The following is a 17,334-nucleotide window of genomic DNA, read 5'->3' on the forward strand; positions in this document are numbered from 1 at the left end:
TGGCAGTAGGAACCGACGATGTCGGTCACGACGCGTCAGTCGCGACGCACCGAGCTGAAGGACCCACCATGACGAGCCAGCCGACCACGACCGACCTCCCGCTGCCCGCGGTCCGGGGAAAGGCGTCGGCCGAGGCGGCCCGCCACGTCCGGGAGCAGCTGCGCGACCATGCGCCGCTCGGGGTGGCGTACTCCGGCGGCGTCGACTCCGCGACGCTGCTCGCCCTCGCGGTCGCCGAGCTCGGCAGCGAGGACGTCGTCGCCATCCTCGGTATCTCCCCCAGCCTGGCCACCGACGAGCGCGCCGCGGCCCACGCCACCGCCGCCAGCATCGGCGTCCGCGTGGTGGAGGTCGAGACGCACGAGGGTGACAACCCCGCCTACCGCGCCAACGGCCCCGACCGGTGCTTCCACTGCAAGGACGAGCTGTTCTCCCGGATCTCCGACGAGGTGGTCACCGAGCTCGGTCTCGTGGCTGTCGCCTACGGCGAGAACGCCGACGACGCGCAGCGGCCGGACCGCCCCGGCAGCCAGGCCGCCACGAACCACGAGGTGCTGCGCCCGATGGCCGTGGCCGGCATGACCAAGGCGATGGTGCGTGAGGTGGCCCGCGGCTTCGGGCTCGACGTCGCGGAGAAGCCGGCGGCCCCCTGCCTCGCGTCGCGCATCCCGCACTTCCAGGAGGTCACCCCGGAAAAGCTCCGGCAGGTGAACGAGGCCGAGGCCGGCCTGCGCCGGCTCGGCTTCTCCGACTGCCGGGTGCGTCACCACGGCGAGATCGCCCGGATCGAGGTGCCGACCGCGGAGATCGTCATGGCCGCCGAGCAGCACGACGCCGTCCACGGGGTCGTCGCCGCCGCCGGGTTCCGGTTCGCCGCGCTCGACATGCGCGGGATCCAGTCCGGCGCGTTCACCATGCCCCTCGTCTCGGCGGCCGGCCGTGGCTGACGGCACGCAGCCCTGGACCCCGGGCCCCGAGATCGAGCAGGTCCGTCTCGACGACGACCGCACCCGCCGCCGCGGGTACCCCGAGGCGGTGCTCTGCGAGCCGAAGACCGTCGCCCAGGTGGCGGCCATCGCCGCCCAGGTCGCCGTCGCCGGCTCGCCGATGCTGTTCACCCGGGCCGACGACGACCACGCCGCCGCCGTGCTCGCCGCGCTTCCCGACGCGCAGCACTACCCCGAGGCCCGGCTGCTCGCCTGGCCGCCTGCACCGCCCCCGACGACCGGTGGCCTGGTGACGGTGCTCAGCGCCGGCACCTCCGACCTGCCCGTGGCGCTGGAGGCGCAGCTCACCGCCCATCATCTCGGGCGGCAGACCGAGCTCGTCGTCGACGTCGGCGTCGCCGGGCTGCACCGGGTGCTCGGCCAGCTGGAGCTGCTGCGGCGCAGCCGGGCGATCGTCGTCGCGGCCGGGATGGACGGCGCGCTCGCCAGCGTCGTCGCCGGCCTCGTCGCCGCGCCGGTGGTGGCGGTCCCGACGTCGGTCGGCTACGGCGCCGCCTTCGGTGGGCTCGCACCGCTGCTGTCGATGCTCAACGCCTGCGCTCCCGGCGTCGCCGTGGTCAACATCGACAACGGCTACGGGGCCGGCCACCTCGCCGCCCAGATCGCCGCGCCGTGAACCCGGCCCGGCGGCACCCGCGCGCGATGGCAACTTGTGGCAACCAGTACGTGACGCAGCGCTCTATCTGGCTGAATCAATGCCAAGAGGACCAGCACCTGCGACCGATGCCATCGCGACCGCTGCTCCGTGACAGTGATCCCAGGACGATGAGGTTCCCAGCTCGTCGCTCGGGGTTCACGACCATCGACGGATCCGCCTCGCACACGCGACGCGGTCCCAGGCACCACCCACGCCCTGCCCCCCTGCACGGCGCCCCACATGAAGAATGGATCGCAACATGAGTACCAAGAAGAGCACGATCGTCATCTCGAGCGTCGCGGCGGCGACTCTTCTCCTGGCCGCCTGCGGGGGCGACGGCGACAACGGCGGCGGTAGCGGCGACGCCTCGGGCAAGACGATGCGTCTGGCGCTCAACCAGACCGAGGAGCACCCCTCCTACATCGCGCTGGACAACTTCAACACCTACCTCGAGGAGAACACCGACGGGTGGGGCATCGACGTCTTCCCGAACGAGACCCTCGGCGCGCAGGCTGAGGCGATGCAGCTGGTCTCCGACGGCTCGGTCGACATGGCGATCGTCTCCGGCCCGCAGCTGGAGAACCTCAACTCCGACTTCACCGTCTTCAACCTCCCGAAGGTGTTCGACGACGTCGACCACCAGATGAGCGTCATCCACGACGAGGAGATCGTGGGGGACCTCTACACGTCGCTCGAGGAGTCCGAGAGCATCACCGTGCTCGGTGGCTTCACCCAGGGTGCCCGCAGCGTCTACACCAAGGACGGTGCGATCACGACCCCGGCCGACCTCAACGGCCAGAAGCTCCGTGTCCAGGAGTCCCCGCTGAACATCGCGATCGCCGAGGCGCTGGGCGCCTCCGCCACCCCGATGGCCTACGGCGAGCTCTACACCGGTCTGCAGTCCGGTGTCGTCGACGCCGCCGAGAACAACGAGGTCTCGTACTTCACCCAGCGCCACTACGAGGTCGCCCCGTACTGGTCCTACACCAACCACCTCGTGGGCCTCGACTACCTGATCATCAACTCCGACGTCCTCGCCGAGATGAGTGACGAGGACCGCGCCGCGTTCGACGAGGGCTGGACCGCTGCCCACGAGGAGCACACCCAGCTGTGGGCGGACGCCACCCAGGAGGCCATCGAGGGTGCCGAGGCCGGGGGCGCGACCTTCTCCGAGGTCGACGACGCCGCCTTCACCGAGCCGCTGGTCGCGCTCGCTGACGAGTTCATCACCAACGAGAGCCAGCAGGCCCTGTACGACGCCGCCCGCGCCGCCGCAGAGTGATCTGACAGGCCGAGCCAGACAACCAGGAAGGGAGGTCAACCGTGGAAACAGTCAAGAAGGGCCTGGACAAGGCCCTCTACTGGATCACCGTGGTGCTGTTCGCGCTGCTCGTCGTCATCGTCGTGTGGCAGATCTTCAGCCGCCAGGTCATCGGCACCCCGGCAACATGGACCGATGAGGGGGCACGGCTGACCTTCGTCTGGCTCGGCCTGTTCGCCTCGGCGTTCGTGTTCGGGGAGCGAGGGCACATCGCCGTCGAGTACGTCGCCCGCAAGCTCCCCGCCCGCGGGGAGCGGGTCATCGCGATCCTCGTGCAGGTCATCGTGCTCGCCTTCGCCATCGTCGTGCTCGTGTGGGGCGGCTGGCGGGCGTCGCAGAACGCGTGGAACCAGGAGCTGAGCGCACTGCCGTTCACCTTCGGCCAGATGTACCTCGCGCTGCCGATCTCCGGCATCCTCATGGCGTTCTACTCGCTGTTCTACATCCAGGGCCTCGCCCGCGGCGTCGTCGCGCCCTACGCGGACAACAGCGACGAGGACAGCCCGGACCTGCAGATGGCCAAGTACACCGACCAGAGCCTCGTGCTGCCCGACGCCGACGACACCACGTCGCCGAGCGCCGCGTCCCCCGAGGGCCCCACCGACACCGGCAAGGAGGCCTGACATGGATCCCGCAACGCTTGCTGGGCTCATCCTGCTGTTCGGCGTCATCATCGGCATCGTCCTGTCGATGCCCATCGCCGTCGTCATCGGCGTCTCCTCCCTCCTCGCCGCGATCCCGCTGCTCGGGATGGAAGAGGCGGTGCTCATCACCGCGCAGCGGATGTTCACCGGGATCAACTCCTTCCCGCTGCTGGCCATCCCGCTGTTCGTGCTTGCCGGCGTCATCATGAACAACGGTGGTATCGCCGGCCGGCTCGTCGACGCCGCCAAGGTCCTCACCGGCCGGATGCCGGCCTCGCTGGCGCAGACCAACATCGTCGCCAACGCGCTGTTCGGCGCCGTCTCCGGGGCGGCCGTCGCCGCCGCCGCAGCCGTCGGCACCGTGATGAACCCACGGATGGCCAACGAGGGCTACGACCGCAAGTTCACCGCCGCCGTGAACGTCGCCTCCGCGCCGTCCGGGATGCTCATCCCGCCGTCGAACACCTTCATCGTGTACTCGCTGGTCTCCAGCACGTCGATCGCGGCGCTGTTCATGGCCGGGGCGGTCCCGGGCCTCATGTGGGCCCTCGCCTGCATGATCGTCGTCTACCTCTACGCCCGAAAGCAGCCCGGCCGCCTCAAGTCCAAGGACCGCGTGACCTTCTCGCAGGCGCTGCTGGTCATCTGGCGCGCGGTGCCGTCGCTGCTGATGATCGTCATCGTCGTCGGCGGTATCCTCGGCGGCTTCTTCACCGCGACCGAGTCGGCCTCCGTCGCCGTCGTCTACTGCCTCGTGCTGTCGGCGGCCTACCGCTCGATCAAGATGAAGGAGATGCCCGGCATCTTCATCGACGCCGGTCGCACCACCGCGATCGTCATGCTCCTCGTGGCGGTCTCCACGGCGCTGTCCTTCGTCATGTCCTTCGCCCGGATCCCGGACGTCATCTCCGACGCGATTCTCGGTGCCACCGAGAGCAAGACGGTCGTGCTGCTCATCATGATGGTCGTGCTGCTGATCGTCGGGACGTTCATGGACCCGACACCGGCCATCCTCATCTTCGTACCGATCTTCCTCCCGATCGTCACCGAGCTCGGGGTCGACCCGGTGCACTTCGGTGCGATGATCGTCATGAACCTGTCGGTCGGGGTGATCACCCCGCCTGTCGGCAACGTGCTGTTCGTCGGCGCGAGAGTCGCCAGGCTGCGGATCGAGCCGGTCATCGGCCGGCTGTGGCCGTTCCTCATCGCGATCATCGCGACGCTGTTCCTCGTCGTCTTCATCCCGCAGCTCTCGCTGTGGCTGCCGACGGCCATGGGACTGCTCGGCTAGCAGTAGTTACGCGGAAGGGGCGTCTGGACGGACATCCGTCCAGGCGCCCCTTCTTTGCTGCCCGGCTGCCGTGCTGCCCGGCCCCGCTCCTGGCTCACCGCGCTCGCCGCGCCGGCGATCGGGTGGACAACGCCGGACGGTGCCTGCCCTGCGGCCTCACGACGGCCCTGCCCGTCGTCGTGGCGACCGGACGTCGGCCGCTACCGCCTGCCCGGCCGATGGGCCATGATCAGCCCCGCCGTCGTCATCACGCGGCTCTCGCGGTGGCTGCTGCCGGCGGCCACCGGGCTGCTCCGCCCGTCGCAGGTCGATGAAGGCACCCGCTCACGGCTCACCGCGCTCACCGCTCCGGCCACCTGGCGGCCGGCGCGGTTCTCAGAGCTGGGTGCGCGGGTCGTCGTCGGGCAGCTCGGCGGTGGCCAGCTCGTCCCAGTGCGTCCGGGGGCTTCGCGCGACGTCGGTCAGGTAGGCCGCTCGCGCCATCGCGCCGCCGCCGACACCTGCGGTCGTCAGCTGGATGACGATGGCCAGGGCCACGAGCAGTGCGTTACCCCAGCTGGGGAAGTAGGCGAGGACGCCGAGGAGGACGAGGATGATCGCCAGCCCTCCGGACAGCCCGACGGCGCTGAGCCGGCCGTAGAAGTCGGGCATCCGTACCAGACCCAGCGCACCGACGGCGAACACCACGGCGCCGAGCACGAACAGCACGTCACCGACCGTGTCGAGGTTCATCGTTTGCCTCCGGTGATCAGACGCGCCAGCGAGAGTGCCGCGAGGAAACCGACGATCGTCGCCACCACCGCGATGGTGATGACGACGTCGCTGCCGCGGACCACACCGATGAGGATGACGATCGCGACGAAGCCGTAGAAGACGAGGTCGGCCGCCACCGCTCGGTCCGCCGGCTCCGGTCCCACGACCATCCGGTAGGCCGCCGGGAGCATCGCCAGCACGAAGACTGCCAGGACGACATAGACAACTGTCATCGGTTGGTCACCCTCTTCCAAGCGCCGACCTGCGGGATCTTGGACGGCGCGCCGTCGAGCCGGGTAGCCGCCAGGAGACGTTGCTCCATCGCGTGCACGTCCGCCCGGAAATCGTCGGGTGTGGTGATGTACAGCGAGTGCACCCAGACGGTGGGCGACTCGGCGTCGACGGCGACGGTCACCGTCCCGGGCGTCAGGGTGATCATGTTGGCGATCATCATGATCTCGAACGGGGTCCGGCAGCGCAGCGGGATCTCGATGAAGCCGGCCGACATCCGGGTGCCGGGCGTGATGATGTCGGCGCCGACGGTGACGTTGGCCTTGACGATCTCGAACAGGAAGTAGGGAGTGAACCACAGCGCGTGGCCCAGCCACCGGACGTACCGCATCACAGCCCGTTCACCGCCTCGAGGTACGCGGTGAGGTCCAGCAGCCCTGCGGCCGCCTGACCGCTGAGCGCGAGCAGGCTCTGCCCGGCGAGCCCGAGGAAGAGGGTCACCCCGGTGAGCACGAGCGCCGGGGCGATGAGTGCGGTGCGTACCCGGATCGGGGCGATCACCGTCGAGCTGCCGGAGCTGCCGGAGCTGCCGGAGCTGGCGGAGCTGGCGGAGGTGGCGCCGGTGATGTCGCCCGCTGAGCTCGGCACGTTGCCGCCCCAGAACGGACCCGCCCAGATCTTCAGCATCGACATCAGCGTGATGAGGCTGACGACGATGGCGATGGCGAATGCCACCCACTCGCGGGCCTCGGCCATCCCCATGAGCAGTGACAGCTTCGCCACGAACCCGGAGAACGGCGGCATCCCGGCGAGCGACAGCGCCGCGCCGATGAAGGCGAACCCGACGAGCGGCTGACGACGTGCCACCCCGGCGATCTTGCTCAGCTCGCTGGTGCCGTAGGTGTGCTCCACCGCCCCGGTCGACAGGAACAGCGACGCCTTCACGATCATGTGGTGGATCAGGTAGAAGATGCCGGCGGTGAGCCCGAGCTGGGTGAACAGCGCGACGCCGAGCAGGATGTAGCCGATCTGGCTGACCATGTGGAACACCAGGATCGACCTGCTGGTGGACTCCCCCACCGCGCCGAGCACACCGATGAGCATGGTGGCGGAGAACACCGCGACGCCGATCCACAGGTAGGTCGGGTCGCCGTCGAACATCGTGGCGTAGATGCGGTAGATCGCGTAGATCGCGACCTTGGTGTGCAACCCGGAGAACAGCGCCGTCACCGCCGGCGACGTGTCCGGGTAGGTGCGGGTGAGCCAGCCGTGGACCGGCACGACCGCGGCCTTGATGGACAGCGCGAGGAGCATCACCCCGCCCGCCGCGGCGACCAGCTCGTTCTCGCGCGCCACCGCTGCCAGCTCGCCGAGGTGCACGGTGCCGGCGACCCCGTAGACCAGCCCGACGCCTGCCAGGTAGACCGTGGACGTCAGGAGGTTGACGGTCACGTAGAGGCGCCCGGCCTTCATCCGGCGCCAGCCGCCGGTCATCGCGATCAGGCCGTAGGACGGCAGCAGCATGACCTCGATGAAGACGAAGAGGTTGAAGATGTCCGCGGTGAGCAGCGCGCCGTAGACACCGGCGGTCAGCACCGCGACCAGGGAAGGGAAGAACGGCGCGAGATCCTCGCGGGTGGCGATCGCGAACCACGCGCTCACGAGGACGAGGAGCGAGGTCGCGGTGAGCATGAGAGCGCTGAGCGTGTCCACCGCGAACGGGATGGCTATGCCGGTCGGCCACAGTCCCACGTTGTGGGCAAGCACCGTCCCGTCACTCGTCTCCCACACCAGCAGCGCGCCGCCGACGAGGCCGGCCGCCGGGGTGGCGAGCAGCACGACGGCTCGCCAGACGCGGTTCGGCACGACGGCCATCACGGCGGCCGCCATCAGCGGCACGGCCAGGAACAGCGGCAGGAGGGATGCGCTCACGAGTCTTCCTCGGTGTCGTCGTCGCGGTCGGTGACGGCGAGGGTCAGCATGTACACGGTGATGGAGAAGCTGATGACGATCGACGTGAGCACGAAGGCCTGCGGCAGCGGGTCAGCCGCAGCCGCGGCCGCGGTCTCCCCGATGAAGGGGATGTCACGCGTCGCGGTCACTCCGGCCGACAGCAGGAGAAGGTTGGCGGCGTGGCCCAGGAGCATGAAGCCGAGCACCACCCGGACCAGGCCACGCTGCAGCATGAGGTAGACCGCGCCGGCGACGAGGATGCCGATACTCAGTGCGAGGGTCATCGTCCACCTGCCATCTCGTCGACCAGTGGGGCGTCCGTGCCGGCGTCGCCGTCCTCGACGGGCGCCTCGTCGTCCTCGCTCGGCTCGTCGTGCCCGGCCGCGTCGCTGCCGAGCTCGCGCAGCGCGACCAGGATGACGCCGACGACGGCGAGGTAGACGCCGATGTCGAACACCAGCGCCGTCGTGAAGTCGTAGCCGCCCCACGGGAAGGGGATCTCGAAGTGGAGCGGGTGGAGGAACGAGCCCTGGAAGAAGCCGAGCAGCCCGGCGCCGGCGCCGGTCGCGATGCCGGCGGCGATGAGGGCGACCGGCGATATCCGTAGCCGCCCCTCCTGGTCACGCGCCGCCGTGAGGTAGTGCAGCGCCGCAGCGGCGCTGCCGACGAGCGCGGCGATGAACCCGCCGCCCGGTCGCTGGTGGCCGGTGAACAGCAGGTAGACCGACCACAGCAGGATGACCGGCACGAGAAGGCGTGCCGCGGTGCTCATGACGATGACGTTGTCACGCGCGACGTGGACGATGTTCCGGGCGTAGCGCGAGATGCCCGGCACCCGCCAGAAGGCAGCCAGCCCGTTGGCTCGGATCACCGCGATCATGATCAGACCCGCCACGCCGAGCACCGTGAGCTCGCCGAGCGTGTCCAGCGCCCGGTAGTCGACCAGGATGACGTTGACGACGTTGCTGCCGCCGGTGTCGTTGACGGTCTCGGTCATGAAGTAGTCGGACGCCGGCGAGCGCTCGCGACGGCCGGTGAGGGCGTAGACGCCGATGGCGGCGCTGGCCCCGGCGGCGATCGCGATGAGACCGGTCCACCCCTTGCGGCGGCGCGGGATGGGCAGGAAGCGGCGCGGCAGCCGGCGGAGCACGAGGACGGCCACGACGACGGTGAGGATCTCGACCATCAGCTGGGTGAGCACGAGGTCGACCCCGCCGACCAGCTGGAACCACATCGCCACCGTGAAGCCGGCGATGCCCACCAGCGAGAGTGCCGCGAGCCGGGACCGGACGACCACGGCCGCGCCGACGGACACGAGAAGCAGCCCGACGAGCAGCCAGTCGAGCGGGTGTGTGACGTCCGCGGGATAGTCCGGCAGCTCGGGCGCGGCGATGACCTGCGCGGCCGCGAAGCCGATGAGGACGACCACCGTCGTGCCGAGGAACGGCGCGAGCGAGTGCGTCCGGGTGAGGTCACCGATCCGTCGGCCGGAGGCGACGATGCTGCCGTGGAGGGTGTCGAACACGACGGTTCCCGGTACCGGGAACAGCTTGCGTCGCAGGACCAGCTCGACGGTTCGGTGGCCGCGGGCCAGCACGATGCCGACCGCGATCACCACCGCCGAGAGCAGCAGCGGGAGGTTGAGGCCGTGCCACAGTGCCAGGTGCGGCTCGTGGACCACCCCGAGGGTGTCCAGCACGGTACGGCTGATGAGCGGGTCCAGCCGGCTGAGGACGGTGACCGCGACGACGCCACCGACCGCCGCGACCGCAGGCGGCAGCAGGAGGATCAGCGGCTCGCGGGCGCCGCGCTCACCGGCCGGGCCGCCGAAGGCGCCGCGGACGATCCGGAACGAGTAGGCGAAGGTACCGACCGAGGCGAGCACGGCCACGGCCGCGGCGATACCCCCGGCACTGCCTGGCAGCTCGAGATAGGCCGCGAACAGGCCCTCCTTGCCCACGAAGCCGAACAGCGGCGGGATCCCGGCCATCGACAGTGCGGCGATGAGCGTGAGCACGGCGGTCACCGGCATGGCGCGCCGGAGGCCCGACAGCTGCCGGATGTCCCGGGTGCCGGTGGTGTGGTCGATCGCCCCGACGAGCATGAACAGCGCTGCCTTGAACATCGCGTGCGCGAGGGTGTGCACGGCCGCGGCTGCCAGCGCTCCGGGGGTGCCGACGCCGATCGCCGCGACAATGAGGCCGAGCTGGCTGACCGTGGAGTACGCCAGCAGCTCCTTGAGGTCGTTGCGCTGCAGCGCGAAGACCGCGCCGATCACCGCCGTCAGCAGGCCGGCGGTGACGAGGGCCGCGTTCCACACCGCCACGTCGGCGAACGCCGGCGAGAACCGCATCGCCAGGTAGATACCGGCCTTGACCATGGTGGCAGCGTGGAGGTAGGTGCTCACCGGCGTGCTGGCGGCCATGGCGTCCGGCAACCAGTAGTGGAAGGGGAACTGCGCCGACTTGGTGAACACCGCCACGATCACGAGCACGACCACGATGGTCAGGAAGGTCCCGTCCTGTCGCCAGGAGGAGTCCGCCAAGATGACGCTGAGCGTGGTCGTGCCCGTGCGCATGACGAGCATGATCACCGCGGCCAGCAGCGCCAGACCGCCGAGCGCGGTGACGATGTAGGTGCGCACCGCGGGCCTGGTCGCGGTGATGCCGGTGATGCCGATGAGGAAGAACGAGCAGATCGTCGTGAGCTCCCAGAAGACGAACATCATGACGATGTCGTCCGCGAGCACCAGCCCCTGCATCGACATCGCGAAGGCGGTGATGAGGAAGTAGAAGCCGGTGCGACGCCCTGGCGGGAAGTACTTGGCCGCGTAGGCGAGCACGAGCGCACCGATACCGAGGACGAGCACGGTGAACAACCAGGCGATGCCGTCCATCCGCAGGTGCAGCTCGACACCGATCTCCGGCATCCACGCCACCACCTGCTCCAGCGTCTCCCCGCCGGCCAGGATGGGACCGCCGGCAGCGAGCACCGGCACCAGCATCGCGACGAACGCGCCCGCGAGGACCCATCCGGCGGCCCGCCCCAGGAGCCGGTCAAGGACGGGCGTCAGGAACGCCGCAGCCGTGAGACCGCCGAGGAGCAGAAGGAGCATTGGGGGATCGTCTCACAGCCAGGACAAGGGTTTCGGCAGGATCTCGCGCCCTCACACGGCTCGTGCGATGCGTCAGCAGACACTGCTGGCAGGCGAGGACCCGGCGAACCTGGGACCCTCCAGCGCGTGCGGTCGGGTCACTGGACTCTACTGTCGGTCGCGGTGACCTTGAGCACGAACCAGTTGCCGCCTGTTGCCGCCTGTGTGCCTTGCTGTGTGCCCTGCGGGCGCGTGAAGCCGGCGGCTGCTCCTACGAGGTCGCCGAGATGAGGTTTCCGGCCCAGGTGGCGATGCACACGAGGAACACGTAGGTGCCGACCGCCAGCGCCGTCGTCGCCGGCCACCGCGGCGCGACGCGCTGGCTCGCCGCGACGATCCCCAGCACGGCCGCCCCGACGCCCAGCACCAGGCTGATCAGCAGCCAGACGGAGGTGTAGGCCTCCCGGGTGTCGAGCCCTGGACCGGCGACGGTCAGCCCGTAGACGACCTGCCAGACGAGCAGCACGACGGCGACCGTCAGCGCCACCCAGCCGAGGCGGCTGCCGGTGGCCGGTCGGTCCGGCTGCCCCGAGCTTGCCCCCGCCCCGCCTCGGTCGCTCGTGCCCGAGCTGCGCCCGCCGGGGGTGCCCGGCCGTCCCCGCTCACTCGCGCCCGGGTCGCGCCCGCCCGACGGCGTGCCGGCAGTCCCGGCGCCGCCGGCCGATGTCCCGCCCGACGTCGCCGCGCGGCCCGGCGTCGTCCCGCCCTCGGCGGCGCCCGCGGTGCCGGCACCAGCAGCGGACCCGGCGCTCGTGCGCGTCGCCGGCGCGTCGGCGTCCGACGCGCTCCCCTGCCCCCGGCCCGGCCGCTGCGCCGCTGCGTCACGTTCGGTCATTGGTGCCTCCTCGTCTGCGGGACGGGCGACACGCCGCCCCGGCCACAGCCTGCCAGCAACAGCGCGGCGCCACGAGTGGTACCACTGGAGGCATGACCTCAGCTGACAGTCCCCGGCTCACCACCCTCGGCTCCGTCGCGATCACCGGCGGCTACGTCGTCCCCGTCGACGGCGAGCCGGTCGACGGTGGCACCGTCCTCGTCCTCGACGGCGTCATCGCCGCGGTCGGCGCCGACGTCGCGGTGCCCGACGGCGTGCGGGTGGTCGACGCGCGCGGCTCGTGGGTGCTGCCCGGGTTCGTCGAGTCCCACGCGCACCTGGGCGTGCACGAGGAGGGCGAGGGCTGGGCCGGGGCCGACGTCAACGAGATGACCGACCCCGTCGGCGCCGGGCTGCGCGCGCTCGACGCCATCAACGTCGAGGAGGAGGGCTTCCGTGACGCGCTGCTCGGCGGGGTGACCTCCGCCGTCGTCAAGCCCGGGTCCGGCAACCCGATCGGCGGCCGGACGGTGGCGATCAAGACGTGGGGCGGGCGCACCGTCGACGAGCAGATCATCCGCGCGGCCGTGTCGGTGAAGTCCGCCCTCGGGGAGAACCCCAAGCGCGTCTACGGCGACCGCAAGACGCTGCCCTCGACCCGCCTCGGGGTCGCCCACGTCATCCGCAGCGCCTTCGTCAACGCCCAGAACTACGCCGCTCGGCGCGCGCACGCCGCCACCGAGGGCAAGCCTTTCGAGCGCGACCTCAGCCTCGAGACCCTCGCCGCGGTGCTCGACGGCGAGCTCATCTGGGACCAGCACACCCATCGCGCCGACGACATCGCCACCGCGATCCGGCTCGCGGAAGAGTTCGGCTACCGGCTGGTGGTCAACCACGGCACCGACGGCGCACGCCTCGCCGACGTGCTCGCCGAGAAGAACGTGCCGGTGATCTTCGGGCCGATGCTCACCAGCCGCTCCAAGGTGGAGCTGCGCGACCGCGACATCGCCAACCTCGCACGGCTCGCCCAGGCCGGGGTGCAGGTGGCCATCACCACCGACCACCCGGTGGTGCCCATCAACTTCCTCGTCCACCAGGCGTCCCTCGCCGTCAAGGAGGGGCTGGACCGCGACGTCGCACTGCGTGCGCTCACCGTCAACCCGGCACAGATGCTCGGCCTCGACGACCGCGTCGGGTCGTTGACGCCGGGCCTCGACGGCGACGTCGTGCTGTGGTCCGGCGACCCGCTCGACGTCTACGCCCGTGCGCAGCGGGTGTTCATCACCGGCACCGAGGTCTACTCCCTCGACACCGGCGTCACCGAGCGCAGCGCCCGCTTCTAACGCCCCGAGGAGAGCGGCGGTACGGTCGAGGCATGAGCGACACTGAGCACCCCGAGCACACCACCGCGGGAACCTACGTGAGCAGCGGCAAGGAGTTCACCCGCGACACGAACTACATCACCACGCGGATCACCGCCGACGGCCGCGACGGCTACCCGGTGGAGCCGGGCCGCTACCGGCTGGTCGCGGCGCGGGCGTGCCCGTGGGCGAACCGCACGATCATCGTGCGCCGGTTGCTCGGGCTCGAGGACGCCATCTCCCTCGGTACCCCCGGGCCCACCCACGACGCCCGGTCGTGGACCTTCGACCTCGACCCCGGGGGCGTGGACCCGGTGCTGGGCATCGAGCGGATCCAGGACGCGTACTTCGCCCGGTTCCCCGACTACCCGCGCGGCATCACGGTGCCCGCGATCGTCGACGTCCCCACCGGCCAGGTGGTGACCAACGACTTCGCCCAGATCACCCTCGACCTGTCCAGCGAGTGGCGCGCGCACCACCGGCCCGGCGCGCCCGACCTGTACCCCGAGGCGCTGCGCGAGGAGATCGACGTCGTCAGCAAGCGGGTCTTCACCGAGGTGAACAACGGTGTCTACCGGTGCGGGTTCGCCGGCTCGCAGGAGGCGTACGAGAAGGCGTACGACCGGCTCTGGACGGCGCTGGACTGGCTCGAGGAGCGGCTCACCACCCGCCGTTACCTCGTCGGCGAGACCATCACCGAGGCCGACGTCCGGCTGTTCACGACGCTGGTGCGCGTCGACCCCGTCTACCACGGCCACTTCAAGTGCAACCGGAACAAGCTCAGCGAGATGCCGGCGCTGTGGGGCTACGCCCGCGACCTGTTCCAGACGCCGGGGTTCGGCGACACCGTGGACTTCGAGCAGATCAAGCAGCACTACTACGTCGTGCACGCCGACCTCAACCCGACCCAGATCGTGCCGGTCGGCCCGGACCTGTCGGGCTGGGTCACGCCGCACGGCCGTGAGTCACTGGGCGGGCGCCCATTCGGCGACGGCACCGTGCCCGGGCCGGTCCACGACGGTGAGCGGGTCGACCCGGCGCACACCCCGCTGCGCGACTGACGGCCCTCGTCGAGGCTCGTGGCGCCGTGGCGCCGTGGACAATCCCGCTCTCGGCGAGGGAGGGGCTACCGGTAGCTGATGACGAGGGAGGAGGCTACTGGTAGCTGATGAAGTTGGGGAACGGCTCGACCAGGGCAGTCTCCTGCGGCGTGAGCATCGGGATGTCCTCGTCGTAGAAGTTCTTCCAGCCCCACCACTCGATGTCCGGCGCGTTGGCGTGCAGCGTCGCCCAGGTGCCCTGCTTGGCCGACTGGCCGCCCTGGCCGTCGGCGTGCACCAGCACCGCGATCTCCGAGCGGGACAGGTCGACGTCGGCGACCGTCTGGATCATCCGCACCTGGAACTGGTGCAGCACGAGCATCTTCTGCGGCAGCGCACGCTCCCGGGTGAAGTCGGCGAGCCAGTCGACGACCTCGTTGACCTCCGCCGCCGTCGTGCTGCCGATCTGCACCATGTGCACCTCGTCGGGCCCGAGGTTCCACTCCGGGTCCAGGGCCAGGCCCACGTGCGGGTACTCGAGCAGCTCGGCGTAGTGCTGGGCCTGCTCGAGGAAGGACGAGCGGCCCGGCTGCAGGTCGAGGACGACGTACTGGCCGGCCTCCCCCGCCGCCTCGATGAGTGGTCGCAGGCTCTCCGCCGGCAGCTCGTTGGAGTAGTTGCCGTCCGAGCCGGCGCTCGACGACGCCACCGTGGTGATGATCTCCAGCGCCGGGACCACCGGCTCGTCGCTGAGCTCGTCATAGTCCGCGGCATGCTCGGCGGCGCGCGCGATGGTGCCGGGCACGTCCTGCTCGCCGAGCACCCCCAGCGCCGTCGTCGACGGCGTGCCGTAGAGCGCGACGTAACGCTTGCCGGGGAACACCAGCTGGCCGCCGCCCGGCAGCTCGGTGCCGGTGGCGGCGGTGGTCACCCGCCAGCCGAGCGTCTCGTCGTCCTCGAACGCGGCGCCAAGACCGACAACGACGTCGACACCCGCCTCCGCGACGACGGCGATCGCCTCGCTCGACGCACGCGGGTCGCCGCCCGGGGCGACGGCGAGCGTGGCGCCCGCAGCAGAGGCGGTCGCGGCCGCGGCGACGTCGTCGCTCGAACCGCTCGACAGCGCGAGCACGCCGGTGAGCGGCTCGGCCGGTTCGGTGGGCGGCAGCTCGGCGGTGCTCGGCGGCGCAGGCGTCGCGTCGTTCGTCGGAGCGTCGGAGGCACCGGCCTCGGTCTCACCGACGTCCGGCGCTGCGTCTGCGTCGTCCGGCCGCGTGTCCTCGGCCGCGGCGCCGGCGCCGTCGGCCTCCTCGTCGGCCGGCTGCTCGCCGTCGGCGCCGTCCTCCGGCTCGGACTCGGGGCTCTCGGCGTCGCCCTCGGCCGGTTCATCGATCGCCACTGGGGTGAGCTCGCCGCGAGACAGCGCCATGACGCCCTCGATTTCGGCGCCCGGCGTCACGGTCACCTGCTCCGTCGCGGCGAGGCCCAGCAGCTCGGCGAGCGCGGCATCGTCCGCCGGTGCCGGCACCAGGAGAACGTCGTGGCCCGTGGTGTCGTCGGACGAGCCGGTCGCGTCGTCGGCAGCGTCGTCGTCCTCGGTCGCACTGGCATCGGTTGCAACGTCGCCGGCCGCGGCAGCGTCCTCGGCCGCGGCAGCGTCGTCGGGCAGCTGCGCGCCGCCGAAGGCGAGCACCGCCTCGGTGCCGAGCCGGTCGAGCTCAGCGGCTACCGCGGCGTCGTCGCCGGTGAGCAGCACCGGTGCGGCGAGCGCGACCCCGGCGCCGGCGCCCCGCAGCACCTCGCCGAGGTCGTCCGCCTCGGCGAGGACCACCACGGGGGCAGAGCTGAAGAACGCCGAGCTGGCCGCCACCGCGAGGGCAGCGGGCTCGTCCTCGGCGAGCACGGTCGCCGGCCCGGCAGGCAGCTGCAGCTCGGCCTGCTGGGGGCCGGGATCGTCCGTCGGGTCCGGTGCGGCGTCGTCGGGGTCGTCGCTGCTCGTGCATCCCGCCAGGGCGACGACGGCTGCCAGCGCGAACGCCGTGGTGCGCGTGCGGCGTGCGGACACGTGGTGCTCCTCGAGATGGGCGACGACTCTCCTCGTCGCCACTCTACGTGGCACGTCGTCGCCCCGCGCCGCGGCCCAGGGGGACGAGGTGCCGCGGCCCCAGCGGGTCCGAGCCACCTCCGGCCGCCAACGCATCCGCCGGTAGACTGGGTCGATGAACGCTGCCCCCGACCGTCTCACCGCGGCCGATCTCGGGCTCCGCGACGCCGGCCTGGGGAGCGCCGCCACGCTGCTGCAGATCTCCTCCGGGTTCTGCGCCCCGTGCCGCGCCGCTCGGCACGTGCTCGAGCACGTCGCGCAGGAGTCGCCGGGAGTCAGCCACCTGGAGGTGGACGTCGCGCACGACACGGCGCTCGCCGCGCGGCTGGCGATCACCCAGACCCCGACGGTGCTGCTGCTCGACGCCGAGGGAACCGTCCGCAGCCGTCACGAGGGCGTGCCGCGCCTCGCGGCCGTGCGAGAAGCGGTCGGCCGGCTCGTTCTCGCGTAGTAGTCGCTCTGCCGGCTGCGGCGTCTCGTCGGTCAGCCGGGCTTCACCGATCGGCCGGCCCATCTCCCGGCCGGCCTGGACGCCCGGGCCGGCCGATCTAGTCGACCAGCCGACGCAGCAGGCTCCCGAGCTGCTCGCGCTCGGTCGGGTCGAGCCGGCCGAAGAGTGCCTCGGCGGCGACGGCGCGGGCCCGCTCGGCCGCGATGTGCATCTGCCGCCCTTCGGCGGTGGGGACGACGAGCACCGCGCGCCGGTCGGCCGGGTCGGGCTGCCGCTGGACCAGGCCGCGCGCCTCGAGGGAGTCGATCACCTCGGTGGCCGAGCGCGGCGCGATCCGCAGCCGCGCGGCGACCTCGCTGAGCCGCGCTTGGTCCTGCGCGCACACCGTCCTCAGCGCCCGGGCCTGGTGCGGGGACACGTCCCACTCCTCCAGCGCGTGCCACGACCGCCGCCGCAATGCCCGGCTGGCGTGCATGAGGGCTTCACTGAGGTCAGGCTCACGCGCGGGCATGACGTCCAGACTAGCGCAATACCACATAGTGAGGTAACCTCTCCTTTGCGTCGGCGACCAGT

General features: G+C 71.1%; 17 protein-coding genes. 8 read left to right on the forward strand and 9 right to left on the reverse strand.

The window, feature by feature from the left end; all coding sequences use genetic code 11:
- The first annotated feature begins 68 nt into the window (after positions 1–68).
- From larE to V2J52_RS11420, 5 genes are all read left to right on the forward strand, one after another.
- Complete coding sequence (gene larE, locus V2J52_RS11400; protein WP_331227836.1) at positions 69–947, forward strand: ATP-dependent sacrificial sulfur transferase LarE; 879 nt, start codon at positions 69–71, stop codon at positions 945–947.
- Entirely contained in the window at positions 940–1,623 is a 684-nt protein-coding gene (gene larB, locus V2J52_RS11405) for a nickel pincer cofactor biosynthesis protein LarB (protein WP_434056421.1), read from the forward strand. Before larE ends, larB begins: the two co-directional genes overlap by 8 nt.
- A gap of 280 nt (positions 1,624–1,903) precedes the next feature.
- Entirely contained in the window at positions 1,904–2,926 is a 1,023-nt protein-coding gene (locus V2J52_RS11410; protein WP_331227837.1) for a TRAP transporter substrate-binding protein, read from the forward strand.
- Positions 2,927–2,967: 41 nt separating this feature from the next.
- On the forward strand, positions 2,968–3,588 hold the full coding sequence (locus V2J52_RS11415) for a TRAP transporter small permease (protein WP_331227838.1): 621 nt from the start codon (positions 2,968–2,970) through the stop codon (positions 3,586–3,588).
- A gap of 1 nt (position 3,589) precedes the next feature.
- The gene (locus V2J52_RS11420; RefSeq protein WP_331227839.1) at positions 3,590–4,900 is read left to right on the forward strand and encodes a TRAP transporter large permease; all 1,311 of its coding nucleotides are present in this window, start codon (positions 3,590–3,592) and stop codon (positions 4,898–4,900) included.
- Positions 4,901–5,275: 375 nt separating this feature from the next.
- Here V2J52_RS11420 and V2J52_RS11425 read toward each other — a convergent pair whose 3' ends face one another.
- The 7 genes from V2J52_RS11425 to V2J52_RS11455 all read right to left on the reverse strand — a co-directional run bounded on the left by V2J52_RS11425 (position 5,276) and on the right by V2J52_RS11455 (position 11,826).
- Positions 5,276–5,632, reverse strand: coding sequence for a cation:proton antiporter (locus tag V2J52_RS11425; protein ID WP_331227840.1), 357 nt, complete (start codon positions 5,630–5,632; stop codon positions 5,276–5,278).
- The gene (locus V2J52_RS11430) at positions 5,629–5,886 is read right to left on the reverse strand and encodes an MrpF/PhaF family protein (RefSeq protein ID WP_331227841.1); all 258 of its coding nucleotides are present in this window, start codon (positions 5,884–5,886) and stop codon (positions 5,629–5,631) included. The genes V2J52_RS11425 and V2J52_RS11430 overlap by 4 nt, the downstream gene beginning before the upstream one ends.
- A complete protein-coding gene (locus V2J52_RS11435) occupies positions 5,883–6,275 on the reverse strand; it encodes a Na+/H+ antiporter subunit E (protein ID WP_331227842.1) in 393 nt (130 codons plus the stop codon). Before V2J52_RS11435 ends, V2J52_RS11430 begins: the two co-directional genes overlap by 4 nt.
- On the reverse strand, positions 6,275–7,816 hold the full coding sequence (locus V2J52_RS11440; protein ID WP_331227843.1) for a monovalent cation/H+ antiporter subunit D family protein: 1,542 nt from the start codon (positions 7,814–7,816) through the stop codon (positions 6,275–6,277). The genes V2J52_RS11435 and V2J52_RS11440 overlap by 1 nt, the downstream gene beginning before the upstream one ends.
- Positions 7,813–8,121: a sodium:proton antiporter gene (locus V2J52_RS11445; RefSeq protein ID WP_331227844.1), complete on the reverse strand. Its 309-nt coding sequence runs from the start codon at positions 8,119–8,121 to the stop codon at positions 7,813–7,815. Before V2J52_RS11445 ends, V2J52_RS11440 begins: the two co-directional genes overlap by 4 nt.
- Entirely contained in the window at positions 8,118–10,952 is a 2,835-nt protein-coding gene (locus V2J52_RS11450) for a DUF4040 family protein (RefSeq protein ID WP_331227845.1), read from the reverse strand. Before V2J52_RS11450 ends, V2J52_RS11445 begins: the two co-directional genes overlap by 4 nt.
- A 250-nt stretch (positions 10,953–11,202) precedes the next feature.
- Positions 11,203–11,826: a hypothetical protein gene (locus V2J52_RS11455; RefSeq protein ID WP_331227846.1), complete on the reverse strand. Its 624-nt coding sequence runs from the start codon at positions 11,824–11,826 to the stop codon at positions 11,203–11,205.
- 92 nt (positions 11,827–11,918) lie between these two features.
- Here V2J52_RS11455 and V2J52_RS11460 point away from each other — a divergent pair, with 92 nt between their 5' ends.
- The gene (locus tag V2J52_RS11460) at positions 11,919–13,148 is read left to right on the forward strand and encodes an amidohydrolase (protein WP_331227847.1); all 1,230 of its coding nucleotides are present in this window, start codon (positions 11,919–11,921) and stop codon (positions 13,146–13,148) included.
- 32 nt (positions 13,149–13,180) lie between these two features.
- Entirely contained in the window at positions 13,181–14,227 is a 1,047-nt protein-coding gene (locus V2J52_RS11465; RefSeq protein WP_331227848.1) for a glutathione S-transferase family protein, read from the forward strand.
- 94 nt (positions 14,228–14,321) lie between these two features.
- Here V2J52_RS11465 and V2J52_RS11470 read toward each other — a convergent pair whose 3' ends face one another.
- Positions 14,322–16,271, reverse strand: a complete 1,950-nt coding sequence (locus tag V2J52_RS11470; protein ID WP_331227849.1) for a hypothetical protein — start codon at positions 16,269–16,271, stop codon at positions 14,322–14,324.
- A gap of 154 nt (positions 16,272–16,425) precedes the next feature.
- Between V2J52_RS11470 and V2J52_RS11475 the strand changes: the two genes are divergently transcribed.
- Positions 16,426–16,761 carry a thioredoxin family protein gene (locus tag V2J52_RS11475; RefSeq protein WP_331227850.1) on the forward strand — a complete coding sequence of 112 codons (336 nt, stop codon included), beginning with the start codon at positions 16,426–16,428 and terminating at the stop codon, positions 16,759–16,761.
- 97 nt (positions 16,762–16,858) lie between these two features.
- Here the strand turns inward: V2J52_RS11475 and V2J52_RS11480 are convergent, their stop codons facing one another.
- Positions 16,859–17,272 carry a MarR family winged helix-turn-helix transcriptional regulator gene (locus V2J52_RS11480; protein ID WP_331227851.1) on the reverse strand — a complete coding sequence of 138 codons (414 nt, stop codon included), beginning with the start codon at positions 17,270–17,272 and terminating at the stop codon, positions 16,859–16,861.
- Positions 17,273–17,334: the final 62 nt, after the last annotated feature.

Source organism: Georgenia sunbinii, from assembly GCF_036421875.1.
In the GTDB taxonomy this organism is placed as follows: Bacteria; Actinomycetota; Actinomycetes; order Actinomycetales; family Actinomycetaceae; genus Georgenia_B; species Georgenia_B sunbinii.